11 protein-coding genes and 3 pseudogenes are annotated in these 15,655 nt (G+C 64.3%); 5 read left to right on the top strand and 9 right to left on the bottom strand.

The genetic code is table 11. From position 1 onward, the window contains the following. Together JCM9942_RS18780 and JCM9942_RS03495 are read left to right on the top strand one after the other, a co-directional pair. Positions 1–90: pseudogene (locus JCM9942_RS18780) on the top strand (MGMT family protein); the annotation flags it as partial. A 40-nt stretch (positions 91–130) separates the two neighbouring features. Beyond that, the gene (locus JCM9942_RS03495) at positions 131–805 is read left to right on the top strand and encodes a rhomboid family intramembrane serine protease (protein ID WP_054657689.1); all 675 of its coding nucleotides are present in this window, start codon (positions 131–133) and stop codon (positions 803–805) included. 67 nt (positions 806–872) lie between these two features. On the opposite strand, the gene JCM9942_RS03500 is transcribed toward JCM9942_RS03495, so the two are convergent. Both JCM9942_RS03500 and JCM9942_RS03505 read right to left on the bottom strand, forming a co-directional pair. Continuing rightward, positions 873–2,879 carry a M13-type metalloendopeptidase gene (locus tag JCM9942_RS03500; RefSeq protein ID WP_054657675.1) on the bottom strand — a complete coding sequence of 669 codons (2,007 nt, stop codon included), beginning with the start codon at positions 2,877–2,879 and terminating at the stop codon, positions 873–875. Between the two features lie 178 nt (positions 2,880–3,057). Then, positions 3,058–5,150, bottom strand: a pseudogene (locus JCM9942_RS03505) (M13 family metallopeptidase). 159 nt (positions 5,151–5,309) lie between these two features. Here JCM9942_RS03505 and JCM9942_RS03510 point away from each other — a divergent pair. Continuing rightward, positions 5,310–6,916 (top strand): annotated as a pseudogene (locus JCM9942_RS03510) (phytoene desaturase family protein). A 31-nt stretch (positions 6,917–6,947) separates the two neighbouring features. Here the strand turns inward: JCM9942_RS03510 and JCM9942_RS18785 are convergent. The 4 genes from JCM9942_RS18785 to JCM9942_RS03530 all read right to left on the bottom strand — a co-directional run bounded on the left by JCM9942_RS18785 (position 6,948) and on the right by JCM9942_RS03530 (position 12,865). Then, a complete protein-coding gene (locus JCM9942_RS18785; RefSeq protein ID WP_157722754.1) occupies positions 6,948–7,445 on the bottom strand; it encodes a hypothetical protein in 498 nt (165 codons plus the stop codon). Between the two features lie 487 nt (positions 7,446–7,932). After that, on the bottom strand, positions 7,933–8,796 hold the full coding sequence (locus tag JCM9942_RS19920) for an alpha/beta hydrolase family protein (protein WP_256202283.1): 864 nt from the start codon (positions 8,794–8,796) through the stop codon (positions 7,933–7,935). Continuing rightward, positions 8,726–9,847 carry a hypothetical protein gene (locus tag JCM9942_RS19925; protein WP_256202282.1) on the bottom strand — a complete coding sequence of 374 codons (1,122 nt, stop codon included), beginning with the start codon at positions 9,845–9,847 and terminating at the stop codon, positions 8,726–8,728. The genes JCM9942_RS19920 and JCM9942_RS19925 overlap by 71 nt, the downstream gene beginning before the upstream one ends. Before the next feature lie 168 nt (positions 9,848–10,015). Further along, positions 10,016–12,865, bottom strand: a complete 2,850-nt coding sequence (locus JCM9942_RS03530; RefSeq protein ID WP_054657681.1) for a TonB-dependent receptor domain-containing protein — start codon at positions 12,863–12,865, stop codon at positions 10,016–10,018. 175 nt (positions 12,866–13,040) lie between these two features. Here JCM9942_RS03530 and apbC point away from each other — a divergent pair, with 175 nt between their 5' ends. Both apbC and dcd read left to right on the top strand, forming a co-directional pair. After that, entirely contained in the window at positions 13,041–13,883 is an 843-nt protein-coding gene (apbC, locus tag JCM9942_RS03535; RefSeq protein WP_054657683.1) for an iron-sulfur cluster carrier protein ApbC, read from the top strand. A gap of 149 nt (positions 13,884–14,032) precedes the next feature. Then, complete coding sequence (dcd, locus tag JCM9942_RS03540; RefSeq protein WP_054657685.1) at positions 14,033–14,605, top strand: dCTP deaminase; 573 nt, start codon at positions 14,033–14,035, stop codon at positions 14,603–14,605. A 72-nt stretch (positions 14,606–14,677) separates the two neighbouring features. On the opposite strand, the gene JCM9942_RS19345 is transcribed toward dcd, so the two are convergent. The 3 genes from JCM9942_RS19345 to JCM9942_RS03550 form a co-directional block, all read right to left on the bottom strand. Further along, positions 14,678–14,845, bottom strand: a complete 168-nt coding sequence (locus JCM9942_RS19345) for a LiaI-LiaF-like domain-containing protein (protein ID WP_089153126.1) — start codon at positions 14,843–14,845, stop codon at positions 14,678–14,680. 29 nt (positions 14,846–14,874) lie between these two features. Next, a complete protein-coding gene (locus JCM9942_RS03545; protein ID WP_054657687.1) occupies positions 14,875–15,297 on the bottom strand; it encodes an HIT domain-containing protein in 423 nt (140 codons plus the stop codon). Next, the coding region (locus JCM9942_RS03550) for a dienelactone hydrolase family protein (protein WP_172675033.1) at positions 15,294–15,655 on the bottom strand (362 nt) is incomplete at its 5' end. The genes JCM9942_RS03550 and JCM9942_RS03545, both read right to left, overlap by 4 nt.

The raw sequence follows: 15,655 nt of genomic DNA on the forward strand, positions 1-15,655 counted from the left end.
CGTGCGGAGGGTGTGGTGGTCGAGAACGGGCGGGTCAGGCGGCCGCGGCCCGCGCGCGATCTGGATGCGGCGGTCTGGGGGCCGGGCTAGACGCTGCGGCTATCATGTCGCAATTCCAATGGATGCCGACATGTTTTCCCGACTGCCTACCATTACCCGGGCGCTGCTGATCGCCAATGTGGTGCTGTTCTTCCTGCAGCAGCCGTTCCTGCTGGGGAACGACACCTTCGCTCCGTTCATGCTGTGGCCGCTCAGCGAGCACGGCTTTGATGCGTTCTCGCCGGGGCAGAACTTCCAGCCGTGGCAGCTGCTGACCTACGGCTTCCTGCACGGCAGCTTCGGCCATCTGTTCTTCAATATGCTCGCGCTTTTCATGTTCGGTGCGCCGCTGGAGCAGACCTGGGGCGAAAAGCGCTTCCTGACCTATTACCTGGTGACGGTGGCCGGCGCCGGTGTCTGCCAGCTGCTGGTGGCCGCGCTGATGGGTGAGGGCGCTCCGGTGCTGGGTGCCTCGGGCGGGGTGTTCGGGCTGCTGCTGGCGTTCGGCATGCTGTTCCCGAACCAGCGGGTGATGCTGCTGTTCCCGCCGATTCCGATGAAGGCGCGGACCTTCGTGATCGTGTTCGGCGCCATGGAGCTGATGCTCGGCTTCACCGGCTGGCAGCCGGGCGTGGCCCACTTCGCGCATCTGGGCGGCATGCTGTTCGGCTGGCTGCTGATCCGTTACTGGCGCGGGCAGCCGCCGTTCAAGCCGCGCGGGGGCGGCGGCAGCGGGCGGCCGAACCACCTGCGGCGGGTGAAGTAGGTCCGATCGAGGGCAAAGAAAAAGGCGCGGATTCCGCGCCTTTTTCATGTCCCGCATCAGCCGGCGGTCAACGCCAGATCCTGATCTGCTCGGCGTCGGTACGCTGCATCGGCTGGCCCGGCTTGCAGCTGAAGCTGGCGCCGAAGGCCGGCAGGTTGGACAGCGGCGCGTTGCTGCGCCAGCGGCCCGGCGCATGCACATCGCTGGCCAGACGCTGCACCGCCTCGTTGGGCGAGAGCTGCGCCGGCCACAGGCCCGCCCACGCCTTGAAGAAGGCCTGCCTGTCGGCCGGCTTGGCATCGGGCTGCGCGGCGCTGAAGGCTTCCCAGGCGATCTCCACCCCCGAGATGTCGGCCATGTTCTCGTCACGGGTCAGCTGGCCGTTGACCTTGGCATCCTTCACGCCCGGGAACGGATAGGCGCTGTACTGGGCGGCGACGCGGTTGCCGATCAGTGTCCAGGCGGTCTTGTCGGCCGGCGTCCACCAGCTGCGCAGCTCGCCCCGGGCATCGATCAGCGCACCCTTGGCATCGACGGCACGGCTGATCTCGTGGGCCACCAGCGCACCGTAGGCACCGAACTTCTCCGCGGTGCTGGCCTTGTCGACGAAGATCGGCCCCTGCAGCGCGGCGGCGGTGACGATCAGGCGGTTCTGCGCCAGGTCGTAGTTGATCGCCGGCTGCTGCGGCAGCACGTCCCAGCGACGGTCGGCGTTGCCCTTGCCGATACGCTTCATTTCCTGGCCGTGGCGCCAGGTCGAGGCGATCAGCATGTTGCCGCCGAAGCTGCCGCGGCCCATCGGCTGCACGGTGTAGTCCAGATCGCGCAGCGGGGTGCCGATCTCGATCTTCAGTGCGGCCAGCTTGGCTTCGGCTTCGGCCTTGGCTTCAGCGCTGAGCCATGTGCTGCGCTTGACGGCGGCCAGCTGCGCCTCGCGGATCTGGTCGACCATCACCCCGGCCTGGCGGCGGGCATCGCGGCTGAGGTAGGTGGCGGCGTACTCGTGGCCGAGCATCGGGCCGGCGGCGACGTTGATGGCGTCCAGCACCGCATCGGCGCGGGCCGGGGCGATGGTCTGCCCACGCAGCACGCGGCCACGGAACTCGAACGAAGCGTCGCGGAAGCCCTTGGACAGGTAGGGGGCCATCGCATCGCCCACGCGCCAGCGCAGGTAGGCCTTCCACTGCGCGGCCGGCAGCCGCGCGACCATGCCGTTGAGCTGCTGGAACAGGGCCGGATCGGCCATCGACACCAGGTCGTCGTTGACGCCCTGCGCCTTGAGGAATGCGTCCAGCTGCAGGTTGCGGTAGCGGCCCAGGTCCTTGGTCGGGACCGGCGCGTAGTTGTTGAACGGGTTGTTGATGTCGGCTACCGGCTGCGCGCTGCGCGCCAGCTCGGTTTCCAGCGCGATGACCTGCGCCGACTCGGCGTCGAGCTGGTTGGCCGGGGTGCCGGTCAGCGCCAGGATCTGCTTCACATAGGCACGGTAGCGGCCCATCAGCGCGACGGTGTCGGCATCGGTGCGGGTGTAGAACGCCGGGTCCGGCAGACCCATGCCGCCCTGCATGAAGTAGCCGATGTGGCGGTCCAGCGCCTTCAGGTCCACGTCCGGGGCGAAATTGAAGGCCACCGGAATGCCGACCTGGTGCAGCGCGGCGATCGAGGCCGGCACATCCTTGGCCTTCTTGATGGCGTTGATGCGGGTCAGCAGCGGCGCGATCGGCTTGGAGCCGTCGGCTTCCACCGCCGCCTCATCCAGGCCGCTGGCCCAGAAATCGCCCAGCAGTTTCTGCACGTTGCCCTGCGGGGCATTCATCGCGCGATCAAGCAGCTGGCGCTGCTGGAGACGGGTGTTGCCGGCCAGCTGGCCCAGCGCGGTGACCGCGCCGGTCTGCGGCACCGGATTGGCCTTGAGCCAGTCGGCGTTGGCCACTTCGTAGAAATCGGTACAGGCGGCACTGGCCGCCGGGGCCCGGGCGGGAGCTTTCTTGCGGGCGGCCTCGGCATCGGAGCTGGACAGCACGGTGACCAGGCTCAAGGCCAGGGCAAGCGAAAGCGGGCGAACGTTGGGCATGTGATGCATATCCGCGGAAGGACAAAGTGGGCGGAGTTTAGCAAGCCGTGGCAAGGCCGAGGGAGCGCCATCGCCGCGTTGTGCGACCCGCGTCCTGAAGCGGCGGCGTGGCGATCGGAGATAAAAGAAGGCCCGGCAATGCCGGGCCTTCGGGTGTCACCTCACGGCGTGGCCGCGATTACCAGATCACCACCTGCTTGTCGCCGGTGCGGACCATCGGCGAACCGGCCTTGCACTGGAACGCGGCGGCGAAGGTCGGCAGGTTCGATGGCGCGCCCATCGCGCGGAACTGTGCCGGGGCGTGCGGATCGGTAGCCAGGCGGACCTTGGCGTTCTCCGGGGTGTACTTGGTACGCCACACGGTGGCCCAGTTGGCGAAGAAGCGCTGATCGCGGGTCAGCCCCTCCACCTTCGGATCCTCCTTGCCGGCCGTGGCCTTCTGCAGGGCGTCGTAGGCCGTGGCCAGACCGCCGAGGTCGGCGATGTTCTCGCCCAGGGTCAGCTTGCCGTTGACGTTCTGCTCGCCCACCTTGTACTCGTTGAACTGGTTGACCAGCTTGCCGGTGCGGCTGGAGAAACCCTTGGCGTCGGCCGGGGTCCACCAGTTCTCGAAGTTGCCGGTCGGCCCGAAGCGGCTGCCCTGGTCGTCGTAGCCGTGGGTCATCTCGTGGCCGATCACCGCGCCGATGCCGCCGTAGTTCAGTGCATCGTCGGCGTTCGGATCGAAGAACGGCGGCTGCAGGATGGCGGCCGGGAACACGATCTCGTTCTGCAGCGGGTTGTAGTAGGCGTTGACCATCTGCGGGGTCATGCCCCACTCGGTCTTGTCCACCGGCTGGCCGATCTTGCCCAGCGCCCACTTGTAGTTGAAGCGTTGGCCGCGCGGACGTTGCCCAGGTAATCGTCGTGGGTGGTGTTCAGGCCCGACCAGTCACGCCACTTGTCCGGGTAGCCGATCTTCGGGGTGAAGGTTTCCCACTTGGCGATGGCCTTGGCCTTGGTCTCGTCGCTCATCCACGCCAGATTCTGGATGCGGTCCTTCAGCGCGTCGGCCAGGTTCTTCACCAGCACTTCCATCTTGGCCTTGGCTTCGGGCGAGAAGGCGACCTTGACGTACATCTGGCCGAAGGCTTCACCGGCGTTGTTTTCCAGCGTGCCCAGCACCTGCTTCCAGCGCGGCTTGATTTCCTTCTGGCCGTTGAGTTCCTTGCCGTAGAACGCGTAGTTCTGCTGCACGAAATCGTTGCTCAGGTAGGGCGATGCGCTGTCCACGGTGTGGAAGCGCAGGTAGGCGCGCCACACGGCCGGATCGGTATCGCCGAGCATCTTGCTCACTTCCTGGTGGAAGGCCGGCATGGCCAGCGAGAACGTCGCCGGCGCGGCGATGCCCTGGGCCTGGAAGAAGGCGCTCCAGCTGAAGTTCGGGGTCAGCTTGTCGGCGTCGGCCACGGTGACCGGGTTGTAATACAGCGACACGTCACGCGACAGCTCGACGCTGGACTTGGACGCCTTGGCCAGCCGGGTCTCGAACTTGATCACGTCCTCGGCCTGCTTGGCGGCGTCGGCCGCCGGCACGCCGGCCAGCTCCAGCACCTTGGCCACGTGGTCCTGGTAGGCCTTGAGCTTGTCGGCCTTGCCGGCCTCGGTGTAGTAGGTGGTATCCGGCAGGCCCAGGCCGCCCTGGCTGGCGTAGGCCATGTTCATGGTCGAATTCTTGAAGTCCGCCTCCGGGCCGAAGCCGAACAGCATGTTCTCGCCCTTGGCCGCGCTGCTGCGCAGGTAGTTGGCGATGGCGGCGGTATCGGTCAACGCATCGATCGCGGCCAGGTCGGCCTTCAGCGGGGTGATGCCCAGCGCATTGATCTTGGCTTCGTCCATGCCCGAGGCCCAGAAGTCACCGACGATCTTTTCGATGCCGGTGGCGTTCTTCATCGCCGCGGCCTGCTCGGCCAACTGGTGCTGCACGGCCACCGAGCGCTCGTCCAGGATGGTGAAGGCGCCCCAGCTGGTGCGGTCGGCCGGAATCTCGTTGGCATTGAGCCACTTGTCATTCACGTAGCCGCCGAAATCGGTGCAGGCGTCCTTGCTGGGATCCAGATCCGCGGCGCTGAAGGCGTTGTAGGCCGGCAGCTTGGATTCGTCCAGCTTCAGTTCGGTGGCGGCAGCGGCCGGCGCGGCGGCCGGAGCAACCGGGGTTTCTTCTTTCTTGCAGCCGACCAGCACGGCCGACACGGCCAGGGTCAGCAGTAGGATCTGCGGTTTGCGAGCGATCACGGGATAGGCCTCCAGGCCGGTTTCGGAGCACAGATGGGGCCGCGGGAGCCGGGGCCAACGCAGGAAGATACGCCTGAAACCGATGAGGAAAGGGTGTAGAAGGTCATGGGCCGCGAATGCGTTCGCCCGGGCCGCCGGTAGTGCTATACAGCGGCCATGACCAAGACAGCGAATCGTCCGTGGGACGCGATTGTGATCGGCGGCGGCCACAACGGCCTGGTCTGCGCCGCCTACCTGGGCAAGGCCGGCAAACGCGTGCTGGTGCTGGAGCGGCGCGACGTGGTTGGCGGTGCGGCGGTGACCGAGGAGTTCCACCCGGGTTTCCGCAATTCGGTGGCCGCTTATACCGTGTCGCTGCTGCAGCCCAAGGTGATCGCCGAGCTGGCGCTGGAACGGCATGGCCTGCGGGTGGTGCCGCGGCGGATCAACAATTTCCTGCCCTTGCCGCAGGGCCGGTACCTGCTGGCCGGTGGCGGGCGCACGCAGGCCGAAGTGGCCAAATTCTCGGCGCGGGATGCCGAGCGCCTGCCTGCCTACGAGCGGCGTCTGGAGATTTTTGCCGATGTGCTGCGCGCACTGGCACTGCAGGCGCCGCCCAACGTGACCGATGGCCGCTGGCTGCAGGCGCTGCCGGAACTGTGGAAGGCCGGTCGACTCGGACTGCAGCTGCACTCGCTGGATGCGGCGCTGAAGCAGGAACTGCTGGACCTGTTCACCCTATCGGCGGCCGAGTATCTGGACCGCTGGTTCGAGAGCGCCCCGATCAAGGCACTGTTTGGTTTCGACGGCATTGTCGGCAATTACGCCAGTCCGTATACGCCTGGCACCGCTACGTGCTGTTGCACCACGTGTTCGGCCAGAGCAATGGCGTTAAAGGGGCCTGGGGGCATGCCGTCGGCGGCATGGGCGCGATCACCCAGGCGATGGCGCGCGCGGCTTTGGCGGCGGGGGTGGAGATCCGTACCGGAATGGGCGTTGCGAAGGTGCTGGTCGAACAGGGCATGGCGGTCGGCGTGCTCACCGGCAGCGGCGAAGAACTGCGCGCCAACGCTGTCGTCGCCAACGTCAATCCGAAGCTGCTGTACGAGCAGCTGTGTGATCCTGCCGATGTGCCCGTCGCCACGCGGGAGCGCATGCACAACTGGCGCTGCGGATCGGGCACATTCCGCATGAACGTGGCGTTGTCGCGGCTGCCAGACTTCCGCGCGCTGCCCGGGCCGGGCGACCATCTCACCGCCGGCATCATCCTTGCCCCGAGCTTGGACTACATGGATCGCGCGTATCTGGACGCACGCCAGTACGGCTGGTCGCGCGAGCCGGTGGTGGAAATGTTGATCCCCAGTACCCTGGACGACTCGCTGGCGCCGCCGGGGCAGCACGTGGCCAGCCTGTTCTGCCAGCACGTCGCGCCGCAACTGCCCGAGGGGCGCAGCTGGGACGATCACCGCGAGGAAGTGGCCGACCTGATGGTCGCCACGGTCGACAAGTACGCCCCGGGTTTTGCCGACTCCGTATTGGGTCGGCAGATCCTGAGTCCGCTGGATCTGGAGCGCACCTTCGGCCTGATCGGAGGCGATATCTTCCATGGCGCGTTGAGCCTCAACCAGCTGTTCAGTGCCAGACCGATGGTCGGCCAGGCCAACTACCGCGGTGCGATCCCGGGCCTGTATCTGTGCGGCTCCGGCACCCATCCCGGCGGCGGCGTCACTGGAGCGCCGGGGCACAATGCGGCGCGGGAGATACTGAAAGACAACGGCCGCTGATGCGGCCGTTGGGGATGGTTCCGGAACGTGTTCAGCGCTTTCCTGCGCCCTCGTTCAGCTTTGGCATTGCGTCCTCCGTGACCGGTTCTGGAGCATCCACCTGTGGCGCCACCTGGGGAATGCGCGAGTGTTTGTCAGGCGCGGCCGGCACCTGCTCCACACCGCCGATATCCACTCGCGCCACTCGCGGCTTCATCCAGATCGCGTCATGCCAGGCCTGGTACTGCTTCGGATCCCAATAGCGGTCGTCGTAGAACTTTGTTGCGTCGATCTCCTCCATGCTGCCGGCAGGACCGGGCACGTAGATCTTCAAGTTGCCGGCGAAGCCCGTACGGCTGCCTGTCACGGCTTTTCGCTCCTTGCGGATCTCGTTGGCGATTCGTGGGAGTGCCGCCTCGTCTCCATAACGCGCGTAGATATCCTGCCCCAGACTGATCGCGCGCTCCCGCTGTGCTTCGTCGAGAGCCGCCCAGTAACGTTCGCGGAGCTCGAGAAATCCCTCGTAACCGCGCTCTGCGGCCATATCCATCCAGCGTAAGCGGCTGACTTGTCCTGTGGGGTACCCGTACCATTCCACAGCATCTCAGCCACCATGCCCTGCGAGGGCTTATCTGCGTAATACGCAGCCCGCTGAAAAAACTTGAAGGCGTCATCGAGCTTTCCGGCTTGGCGCTTTTCCAGCGCCAGCAGCCTGAAGCGCAGATCCGGATGGCCATTGAGGAAGCCGGCGCTGATCATCAGCGCATCCTGGGTTGGGTCCTCAGTCAGGGGGGCAGTGTTCTTTCCGGCCCAGGCCAGGTCGGTGCTGGCCATTGCCAACAGTACAACGGTGAGGGTGGCGGCGCTTCTACGCATCTGTGGTTTCCTTGGTGCTGTCCATGTCGTCGGGGGATATTGGGTGGTCGAAACGTTGGGCGAAATTGCCGAAAGTCACTCTCTCCGGCGGAACGAAGGGGCGTGAACGCCCCTTCGTTGCCCTCTGCCAGGACGTATCTGGCGCGCGGATGTGACGGCGTTCAGGTGCCGTCGATCGCCGGGGCGGGGCCTCCCACGCTGACCTTGCCTTCGCCGATGTGGCGATTGAAGAAGTTCAGCATTTCCGTGTAGACCTTCACCCGGGCTTCTTCGCCGTAGAAACCATGCATTTCACCTGGCTGGATGATGATCCCCTCCGGTTTGTTGCCCGCTTCGGTCAGGGCTTTGGCCATCAGTTCAGTCTGTTCCGGCGGTGTCCGCACATCACGTGCGCCAGCAGCGAGGTAAACAGGAATCTTCACCTCGGCGGCGCGGCGCGCCGGTGAGTTCTGCGCCCAGATGCTCGCATCAGTACCGTGGGTGCGGCGCAGGAAGCGCTGGCCATTCGCGCTATCGGGAATGTCGCCACGCTTGAACATCATGTCGATGTCGTACACGCCGACGTAACCGAAGGTGCATTTGAACAACCCGGGCTCGCGGATCGGTGCCATTAGTGATGAATAGCCGCCGAAACTGCCGCCGTATATACAGATCCGGTTGCGATCCGCATGGCCGTTGTCGATCGCCCAATGTGTGGCATCGAGGATGTCATTCTGGATACCTTGGCCCCATTGCTGATGGCCCGCGTTCTCGAACGCCTTGCCGTATCCACCAGATCCGCGGAAATTGACTTGCAGCGTGGCGTAACCGCGGCTGGCGAACAATTGGGCTTCGGGGTTGTAGCCCCAGTTGTCGCGGGGGCCGATCGGTCCGCCATGCGGATTGACGATCAGTGGCAGATTCTTGCCGTCGCTGCCGTTGGGGATGGTCAGATAGCCATAGATGGCGCGGCCATCACGCGCAGTGAAAGAAAAGGGGCGCGTGGTTGCCAGCTTCTTCGGATCCAGATGCGCTTGGCGCGTCATCAGAAAGCGGGCTTTGCCGCTGTCGCGGTCGTACAGGTAAAGCTCGCCTGGATTGGCGTCGCTGTAGACCGACACCAGAATTTTCCGGCCATCTTCGGTATAGCTGGAAAAATCCACCATCTGCATCGAAAGCGGCTGCCAGCGATGCATACAACTCCGCATCCGGGTGCGATTCATTGAGCATCGTCACTTTCGGGGCGCCGGCCTCGGTCACCACGGCCAAGGGTGTATTGCGGTCGGTAGACCATATCACTCGGGAAACCTCGGCCACCGGATCGGCAAACAGCTGGCGGAATTCGCCGGTAGTGGTGTCCAGGGTGCCTATGGCCGCTGGCGCCTTGCCGTCGTCTTGGCTGGCGTACACGATTCCATCGTCCGTGGTGCGGTCCACCCAGAGATGCTTGCCATCGGTCTTGGAGGCGTTCACCAGGGTCCAGTTCTGGCCGTCGCGGCGATACAGCTCAGTGCGCTCGTCGTATTCGCCGGATTCGTCACGGCTGGAGGAACACACCGCAAAGCGCGGTTCCTTGGCGGCGTCCAGGGCGATGGAACAATTGGACTTCGGCGCGCGGCCAAGCGAGGTGCGGCGGCCGCTGACGGTATCCACCCGGTACACCTCCGTGCCCGCGCCTTCCGTTGAGCGCGGATATCGGGCCTGCATTATCACATTGCGGTCGTCGCCCTTGAGCGAGTCAAGCAGGGAGTAGCTCTCGGCCCCCACCGTCTTGCCGCGCTGGGTGGCGTCACGGGTGCCGTAGAAGATGACAGGCACAGGCTGCGTGCCATCGGCGTTCACCGCAAACCATTCGCCGGTATTGAACGGCTGGGCGAAGCCGCCCATCTTCTTTACCGCGTTGAACATCAGCCTGTCAGGCGAGATCCACTGGAAGGAGCCGACGCTCTTCTTGTCCGGCAGCTGGTTGACCTTCAGTACCTTCAGGTCCGAGGTCCGCAACACGGTGAGGACATCCTGATCACCATGATCGACGGTGACCGCGAGGTATTCACCGTTCGGGGATATGCGTGCATTGCCATAGGCGGCATGCCCCATGAAATCCTTGACCGAGTACTGCTGCGCGTGTGCGCTACCGGCGCCGGCCAGTGCGATCGCCAGCATCAGAGGGGTGAGGTACTTCAAATCCATACTCCTTGGATGACGGGTGTAGGAAAACGGAGCCCGGCATTTAGCCGGGCTCCGTGTGTCACGAAAGTGGCCCTATCAGAAACGGTAGGACACGGTCAGGTTGTAACGGCGGCCCAGCGGATCCGCGCCGATGTACTGCTGGAAGTACGGGTAGGCGGTATAGGTCGGATCTTCGCGGAACTGGTTGTTGGTCAGGTTGATGACCGTGAACTCGGCGCGTACGTTCGGGGTGAACTTCTTGCCGACCTGCAGGTTGTAGACCATCCACGGTGCCAGGCGCTTGTCCCACGCATTGTTCCAATTGGAACCGATACGGGTACCGAACAGGGTCACCGCCCAGTCGTCGCGGCTCCAGCCCAGGGTGCCGCGGGCACGGCTGCGCTGGCTGTAGTCGAACAGCGGCAGGTCACGGTAGTCGGTCAGCGTATCGTCGTCGTTCTCCTGGTACTTGTTGGTCAACACCAGCGAGTAGCCCAGGTCCAGCTTGAAGGTGCCCAGACGGTCGGTGTCGTAGGAGTACTTGAACGAGGCGTCAATGCCGCTGGTTTCCTGCAGCGCTGCATTGATATAGGCGGTGTTGATCTTCTGGATGCGGCCATCCAGCGTCGTGCCCGGTGCGCTGGTGCGCGTGACCAGCGAGGTGAGGTTCTGGCAGTACGCCGAATCCATGCTGTACTCAAACGCCGAGCCGTCAGGACGCGTGCCCAGGCGGCAGTTCGCTTCGTTCTGCAGCAGATAGGTAGAGCTGAGCTGCGTGGAAGCATCCTGCAGGCGGATCTTGTAGTAGTCCACCGTGAGCGACATGTTGTCGACGATGTCCCACACGAAGCCGGCACCCCAGGACTTCCCTTCCTCTTCCTTCAGCAGCGGATTGCCGGCAATCAACGACTGTGCCTGGTAGAGCGTGATGTCATTGGTGGTATTGCACTGAGCGCGGGTACGCCCCGGCGTGCCCGCTGCCTGGCCCAGACCGGTGCCCGAACGGCAGCTGTATTCGTCCAGGATGGTCGAGAAGGACGCGGCACCCTGGGCATAGACCAGCTGCATGTCCGGAGCGCGGAAGCTGGTGGCATACGAGCCGCGGAGCAGCAGGTTGTCGAACGGACGGAATTCCAGGCCGATGTTGTAGGTCTTGGCGTCGTCTACCGCGGTGATGTCGTCGTATTTGTCCCAGCGGCCGGCGAGGTTCATCGACAGGTTGCTGAAGATCGGCACGCGGAATTCGGCGCCGACGGCATAGCGGTCACGCGAGCCGTGGGTTTCGCCAGAGCTGGTCAGGTTGTAGATCGTGTTCTCGTCGATCGGACGGGTCTGATCGGTGCGGTAGTCGCTGACCAGGTCGGTCGTCTGGCGGGTGGCTTCAAGCACTGCGGCAAAGCCCAGCGGACCCGCCGGCAACTCGAACAGGTCGCCGCTGACGTTGAAGTTGGCCGTACCGGAGGTGGATTCGGCTTTGTTCTTGACCCGCGTGGCGAACGAGCGGTAGATCTCTGGGGTGATCGGCGCGTTCCAGCGGTCCAGATTCAGATTGTAGACAGGGTAATTGCCGTTGTAGCCCAGCTGCGGGCCCAGGAAGTAATCGTGGACAGCCTTGGCCAGCAGGCGCGGGCGATCGGCTTCGTACTCGTACTTGCCGTAGTTGACGCTGGCTTCCCAGTCGAAGCGGTCGGCGATGGTGCCGGTCACGCCCAAGGTGATGTCGTAGGTCTGCTCGTCGTACAGCGTCGACGCAGCTTCGTTGCCGCCGAGTTCGGACGGCATGAATACGCGCTGCAGCTGAATCAGGTCCTTGAGCGTGGCATCGTAGTAGGCACTGGTGGCCGCACCGGTCGGGCTCTTGGTGAAACGGTCGCCCGACGTGCCCCAGAATTCGGTACCGCCGGACGCCTTGGCGTCGGTGGTGTAGTAGCTGACGTTGCCGAAGCCCTGGATGTTGTCGGTGAAATCGAACGTGCCCGAGAAATAGCCGCTGTAGGAGTTGTTCTTGTTCGAGATCGAGCGGCTGGCACTGCTGTCGTAGCTACCGCAGTAGGTGCCGCGCGCGGGCGTAGTCACCGTGGTGAAGCCCAGCGCATCACAGGCTGCGGCGTCATACACCACGTTGTGGTTCCGGATGTGGCCGTTGAGGCCGGCGGCGCTCAGTGCCACCAGGCTCAGGCCCGGGTTGACCGCGATGCCATACGGATTGTTGCGGGTGTCAGCCAGTACATCGCGCTGGCTGGCGAACACCGGTTCATTGGCGTTGTACTGGAAGGCATACATCGCCGTCCAGCGGTCGCCGGTGGTGCCACCGGTGTATTCGAGCTTGAAGCTGTCGCCGCCACCTTCCTCGGTGGTGCCGGCGCTCAGGCGGATTTCGTTGCCGTCATAGTTCTTGCGGGTGACGATGTTGACCACACCGGCAACCGCGTCAGAGCCGTAGATCGCCGAGGCGCCGCCCGTCAGCACTTCCACGCGCTCGACGATCGCGCTCGGGATTGCCTTGATGTTGACCACGTTGTTGTCGCGGTTGTAAGGCTGCGGGTACTGCGCCGGGCGGCGGCCGTTGATGAGGGTCAGGGTGTAGCCCGGGCCCAGGTTGCGCAGGTTCACTACCTGGGCGTTCGGCGTGAAGCCGGTGACGGCCAGGTCGCCGGTGAACGAACTGGTGGTGTTCTGGGTCAGCGTCTGCAGCATGTCGCCGACGGTCTGGAAACCCTCGCGGTCGATATCTGCACGGGTGATGACCGTGACCGGAGCCGGACCTTCTACGTCCACGCGCTTGATGCGCGAACCGACGACCGAGACACGATCAAGGTTGGTTGCCTTCTCGCCACTGGCAGCGGCTTGGTCTTGGGCAAAAGCGGCGCCCGGCAAAATGATCGCTGTCAGTAGAGCGCTGCTCAGCACATTGCGCTTGAATGAATTGGTCTTGCTGCTCTGCACGTGTATCTCTCCCTTGGAGTCTAGAATCGGCGGTACATGCTTAGTGGCCAAGTTGGCAATGAAGTCGCCTTGGTCGCCTTCATGAACGTAACCTGACATTAACGAATAATTCATGGAAATGCACTAATTTTGAAAATGTTTCATAGGAAACCTGTGGTATGAAATCAGCCTCTCCATTTGCCTCGTTGGCCTCCCATCGCGTCCAGAAGGGCCTCTCCCCCATCCCCGCATCCGCAATGTCATTGCGGTGGGCTCGGGCAAGGGCGGGGTGGGCAAATCCACCACGTCGGTGAACCTGGCGTTGGCGCTGAAGGCGTTGGGTGCGCGGGTCGGGGTGCTGGATGCGGACATCTATGGTCCAAGCGTGCCGGCGATGCTTGGCTTGAGCGGTCGTCCGGAAAGTCCGGACAACAAGACCATCGAGCCGTTGCGGGCGTTCGGTGTGGAGGCGATGTCGATCGGCTTCCTGATCGAGGAAGACTCGCCGATGATCTGGCGTGGACCGATGGCGACCACGGCGCTGACCCAGCTGTTCAACGACACGCTGTGGGACGACCTGGACGTCCTGCTGATCGACCTGCCGCCGGGCACCGGTGACATCCAGCTGACGCTGTCGCAAAAGATTCCTGTCGCCGGTGCGGTGATCGTGACCACGCCGCAGGACATTGCCACGCTGGACGCGCGCAAGGCGCTGAAAATGTTCGAAAAAGTCGAAGTGCCGGTGCTGGGCGTCGTCGAGAACATGGCCTTGCACACCTGTTCGAACTGTGGCCATGTCGAGCATCTGTTCGGCGAAGGCGGCGGCCAGCGCATCGCCGAGCAGTACGGGGTGCCGTTGCTGGGCTCGCTGCCGCTGGATATCGGCATCCGCGAGCAGGGGGATGCCGGCACGCCAATTGTCGCGGCGGCACCGGAATCAGCGGCGGCGCAGGCCTACCTGGCTGCGGCACGACGGATGGTGGAGGAACTGGACAAGCGTCCGCGCGCCAGCATTCCGATCAGCGCCTCGTTGCTCTGAGGGCGCTCTGCGCAAGGGGCCGGCATCCGGCCCCTTCCTATATATAGGTGATGAGGATTCGCGGCTGTGGTCTGGTGCCGGGCCTGGGCTAGAATCGACCACCCCAGCCGCAGGCATGTTGCGGCGCAACGAAACCAGGATCACACTGAATGAGCATCAAGAGCGACCGCTGGATCCGCCGCATGTCCGAGCAGCACGGCATGATCGCGCCGTACGAGGCCGGCCAGGTGAAGCAGGTGGATGGCCAACGGATCGTCAGCTACGGCACCTCCAGCTACGGCTATGACGTGCGTTGCTCGCGCGAGTTCAAGGTGTTCACCAACATCAACTCCACCATCGTCGATCCGAAGCATTTCGATCCGAAGAGCTTTGTCGATATCGAGGCCGACGAGTGCATCATCCCGCCGAACAGCTTCGCGCTGGCCCGCACCGTGGAGTATTTCCGCATTCCGCGTGACACGCTGGTGGTGTGCCTGGGCAAGAGCACCTACGCGCGCTGCGGGATCATCGTCAACGTGACCCCGCTGGAACCGGAGTGGGAGGGGCATGTGACGCTGGAGTTCTCCAATACCACGCCACTGCCGGCGCGCATCTATGCCAATGAAGGCGTGGCGCAGATGCTGTTCTTCCAGGCTGATCGGGACGACATCTGCGAAACCTCGTACAAGGATCGCGGCGGCAAGTACCAGGGCCAGACCGGGGTGACCCTGCCGCGCACCTGATGGTGGCCGTGGGGCGATACGAAAAAGGGCGCGGAATTCCGCGCCCTTCTGCTTTCCGGTCGTTGCGGCGGCTTACTTGCCGCGGCCGAACAGCATGCCGATGCCCACCGCCACCAGGATCGCCGGCCACCAGGTGGCCAGCATCGAGCCGATGTTCCCGTTGATCCAGCCCAGGTTTTTGGCCAGGAAAAACAGGCCGACGATGATCAGGATCAGGGCGGCGATCAGGTTGGAGCGCATCGGCTGGTGTGTCCGTCGGTGAAGGTGGCCTATCGTAGCCGCTGCCGCCAGATTTCGACACGCTGGGTCAGCACATCGGCATCAAAGCGCTGCGCCTTGCCGCTGCCCCACACCGGCCCCGGCCAGGCGGCATCGTTCTCGTTGCGCCCGATCAGGTGGATATGCAGCTGGCGCACGATATTGCCCAACGCGCCGATATTGATCTTGGTGACGTTGGGCTTCTGCCTCAGGTGCTGCGAGATCTGGTTGATCTCGGCCAGCAGCAGGCGCTGCTGACCGCCATCCAGATCGATCCACTCACTGGCGTTGGCCACGCGCGGGACCAGCACGATCCACGGAAAACGGTCGTCGTTCATCAGCCGGATCTGGGACAGCGGGCCGTCAGCGATCAACACGCTGTCGGTCGCCAGGCGGGAATCGAGTTCGAAATCGGACGTCACAGCTTCGGTCATCGCAGGTTCTCGCTGAAGAAGGCCAAGGTACGTTCGCGCGCCAGTGTGGCGCTTGGGGCGTGGTAATGCGGGTCGGCCTCGCGGTTGAAGGCGTGGCCGGCCGGGTACACATATACCGGCATTGCCGGTTGCTTTTCACGGTGCGCTGCAACGGCGGTGGCAGGGATCGAGGGGTCTTGGTCGCCAAAGTGGAAGATGGCCGGGGCTTTGAAGGGCATGTCGATAAACGGCACATTGCGCGCCCCGTAGTAGCTGGCCGAGGGCAGGCCCAGCCGTTGCGCGGCCAGCAGCGCGATGGTGCCCCCCCAGCAATAGCCGACCGTGCCGACCTTGCCATAGGGCGCCAGTGCCGCAGCGG

The organism is Stenotrophomonas pictorum JCM 9942 (assembly GCF_001310775.1).
GTDB classification, from domain to species: Bacteria; Pseudomonadota; Gammaproteobacteria; order Xanthomonadales; family Xanthomonadaceae; genus Stenotrophomonas; species Stenotrophomonas pictorum.

Coding starts and splice junctions, on each gene's coding strand:
- JCM9942_RS03495 (WP_054657689.1), top strand. CDS start 131: ATGTTTTCCCGACTGCCTACCATTACCCGGGCGCTGCTGATCGCCAAT.
- JCM9942_RS03500 (WP_054657675.1), bottom strand. CDS start 2,879: ATGCCCAACGTTCGCCCGCTTTCGCTTGCCCTGGCCTTGAGCCTGGTC.
- JCM9942_RS18785 (WP_157722754.1), bottom strand. CDS start 7,445: ATGGATATGGCCGCAGAGCGCGGTTACGAGGGATTTCTCGAGCTCCGC.
- JCM9942_RS19920 (WP_256202283.1), bottom strand. CDS start 8,796: ATGACGCGCCAAGCGCATCTGGATCCGAAGAAGCTGGCAACCACGCGC.
- JCM9942_RS19925 (WP_256202282.1), bottom strand. CDS start 9,847: ATGGGGCATGCCGCCTATGGCAATGCACGCATATCCCCGAACGGTGAA.
- dcd (WP_054657685.1), top strand. CDS start 14,033: ATGAGCATCAAGAGCGACCGCTGGATCCGCCGCATGTCCGAGCAGCAC.
- JCM9942_RS19345 (WP_089153126.1), bottom strand. CDS start 14,845: ATGCGCTCCAACCTGATCGCCGCCCTGATCCTGATCATCGTCGGCCTG.
- JCM9942_RS03545 (WP_054657687.1), bottom strand. CDS start 15,297: ATGACCGAAGCTGTGACGTCCGATTTCGAACTCGATTCCCGCCTGGCG.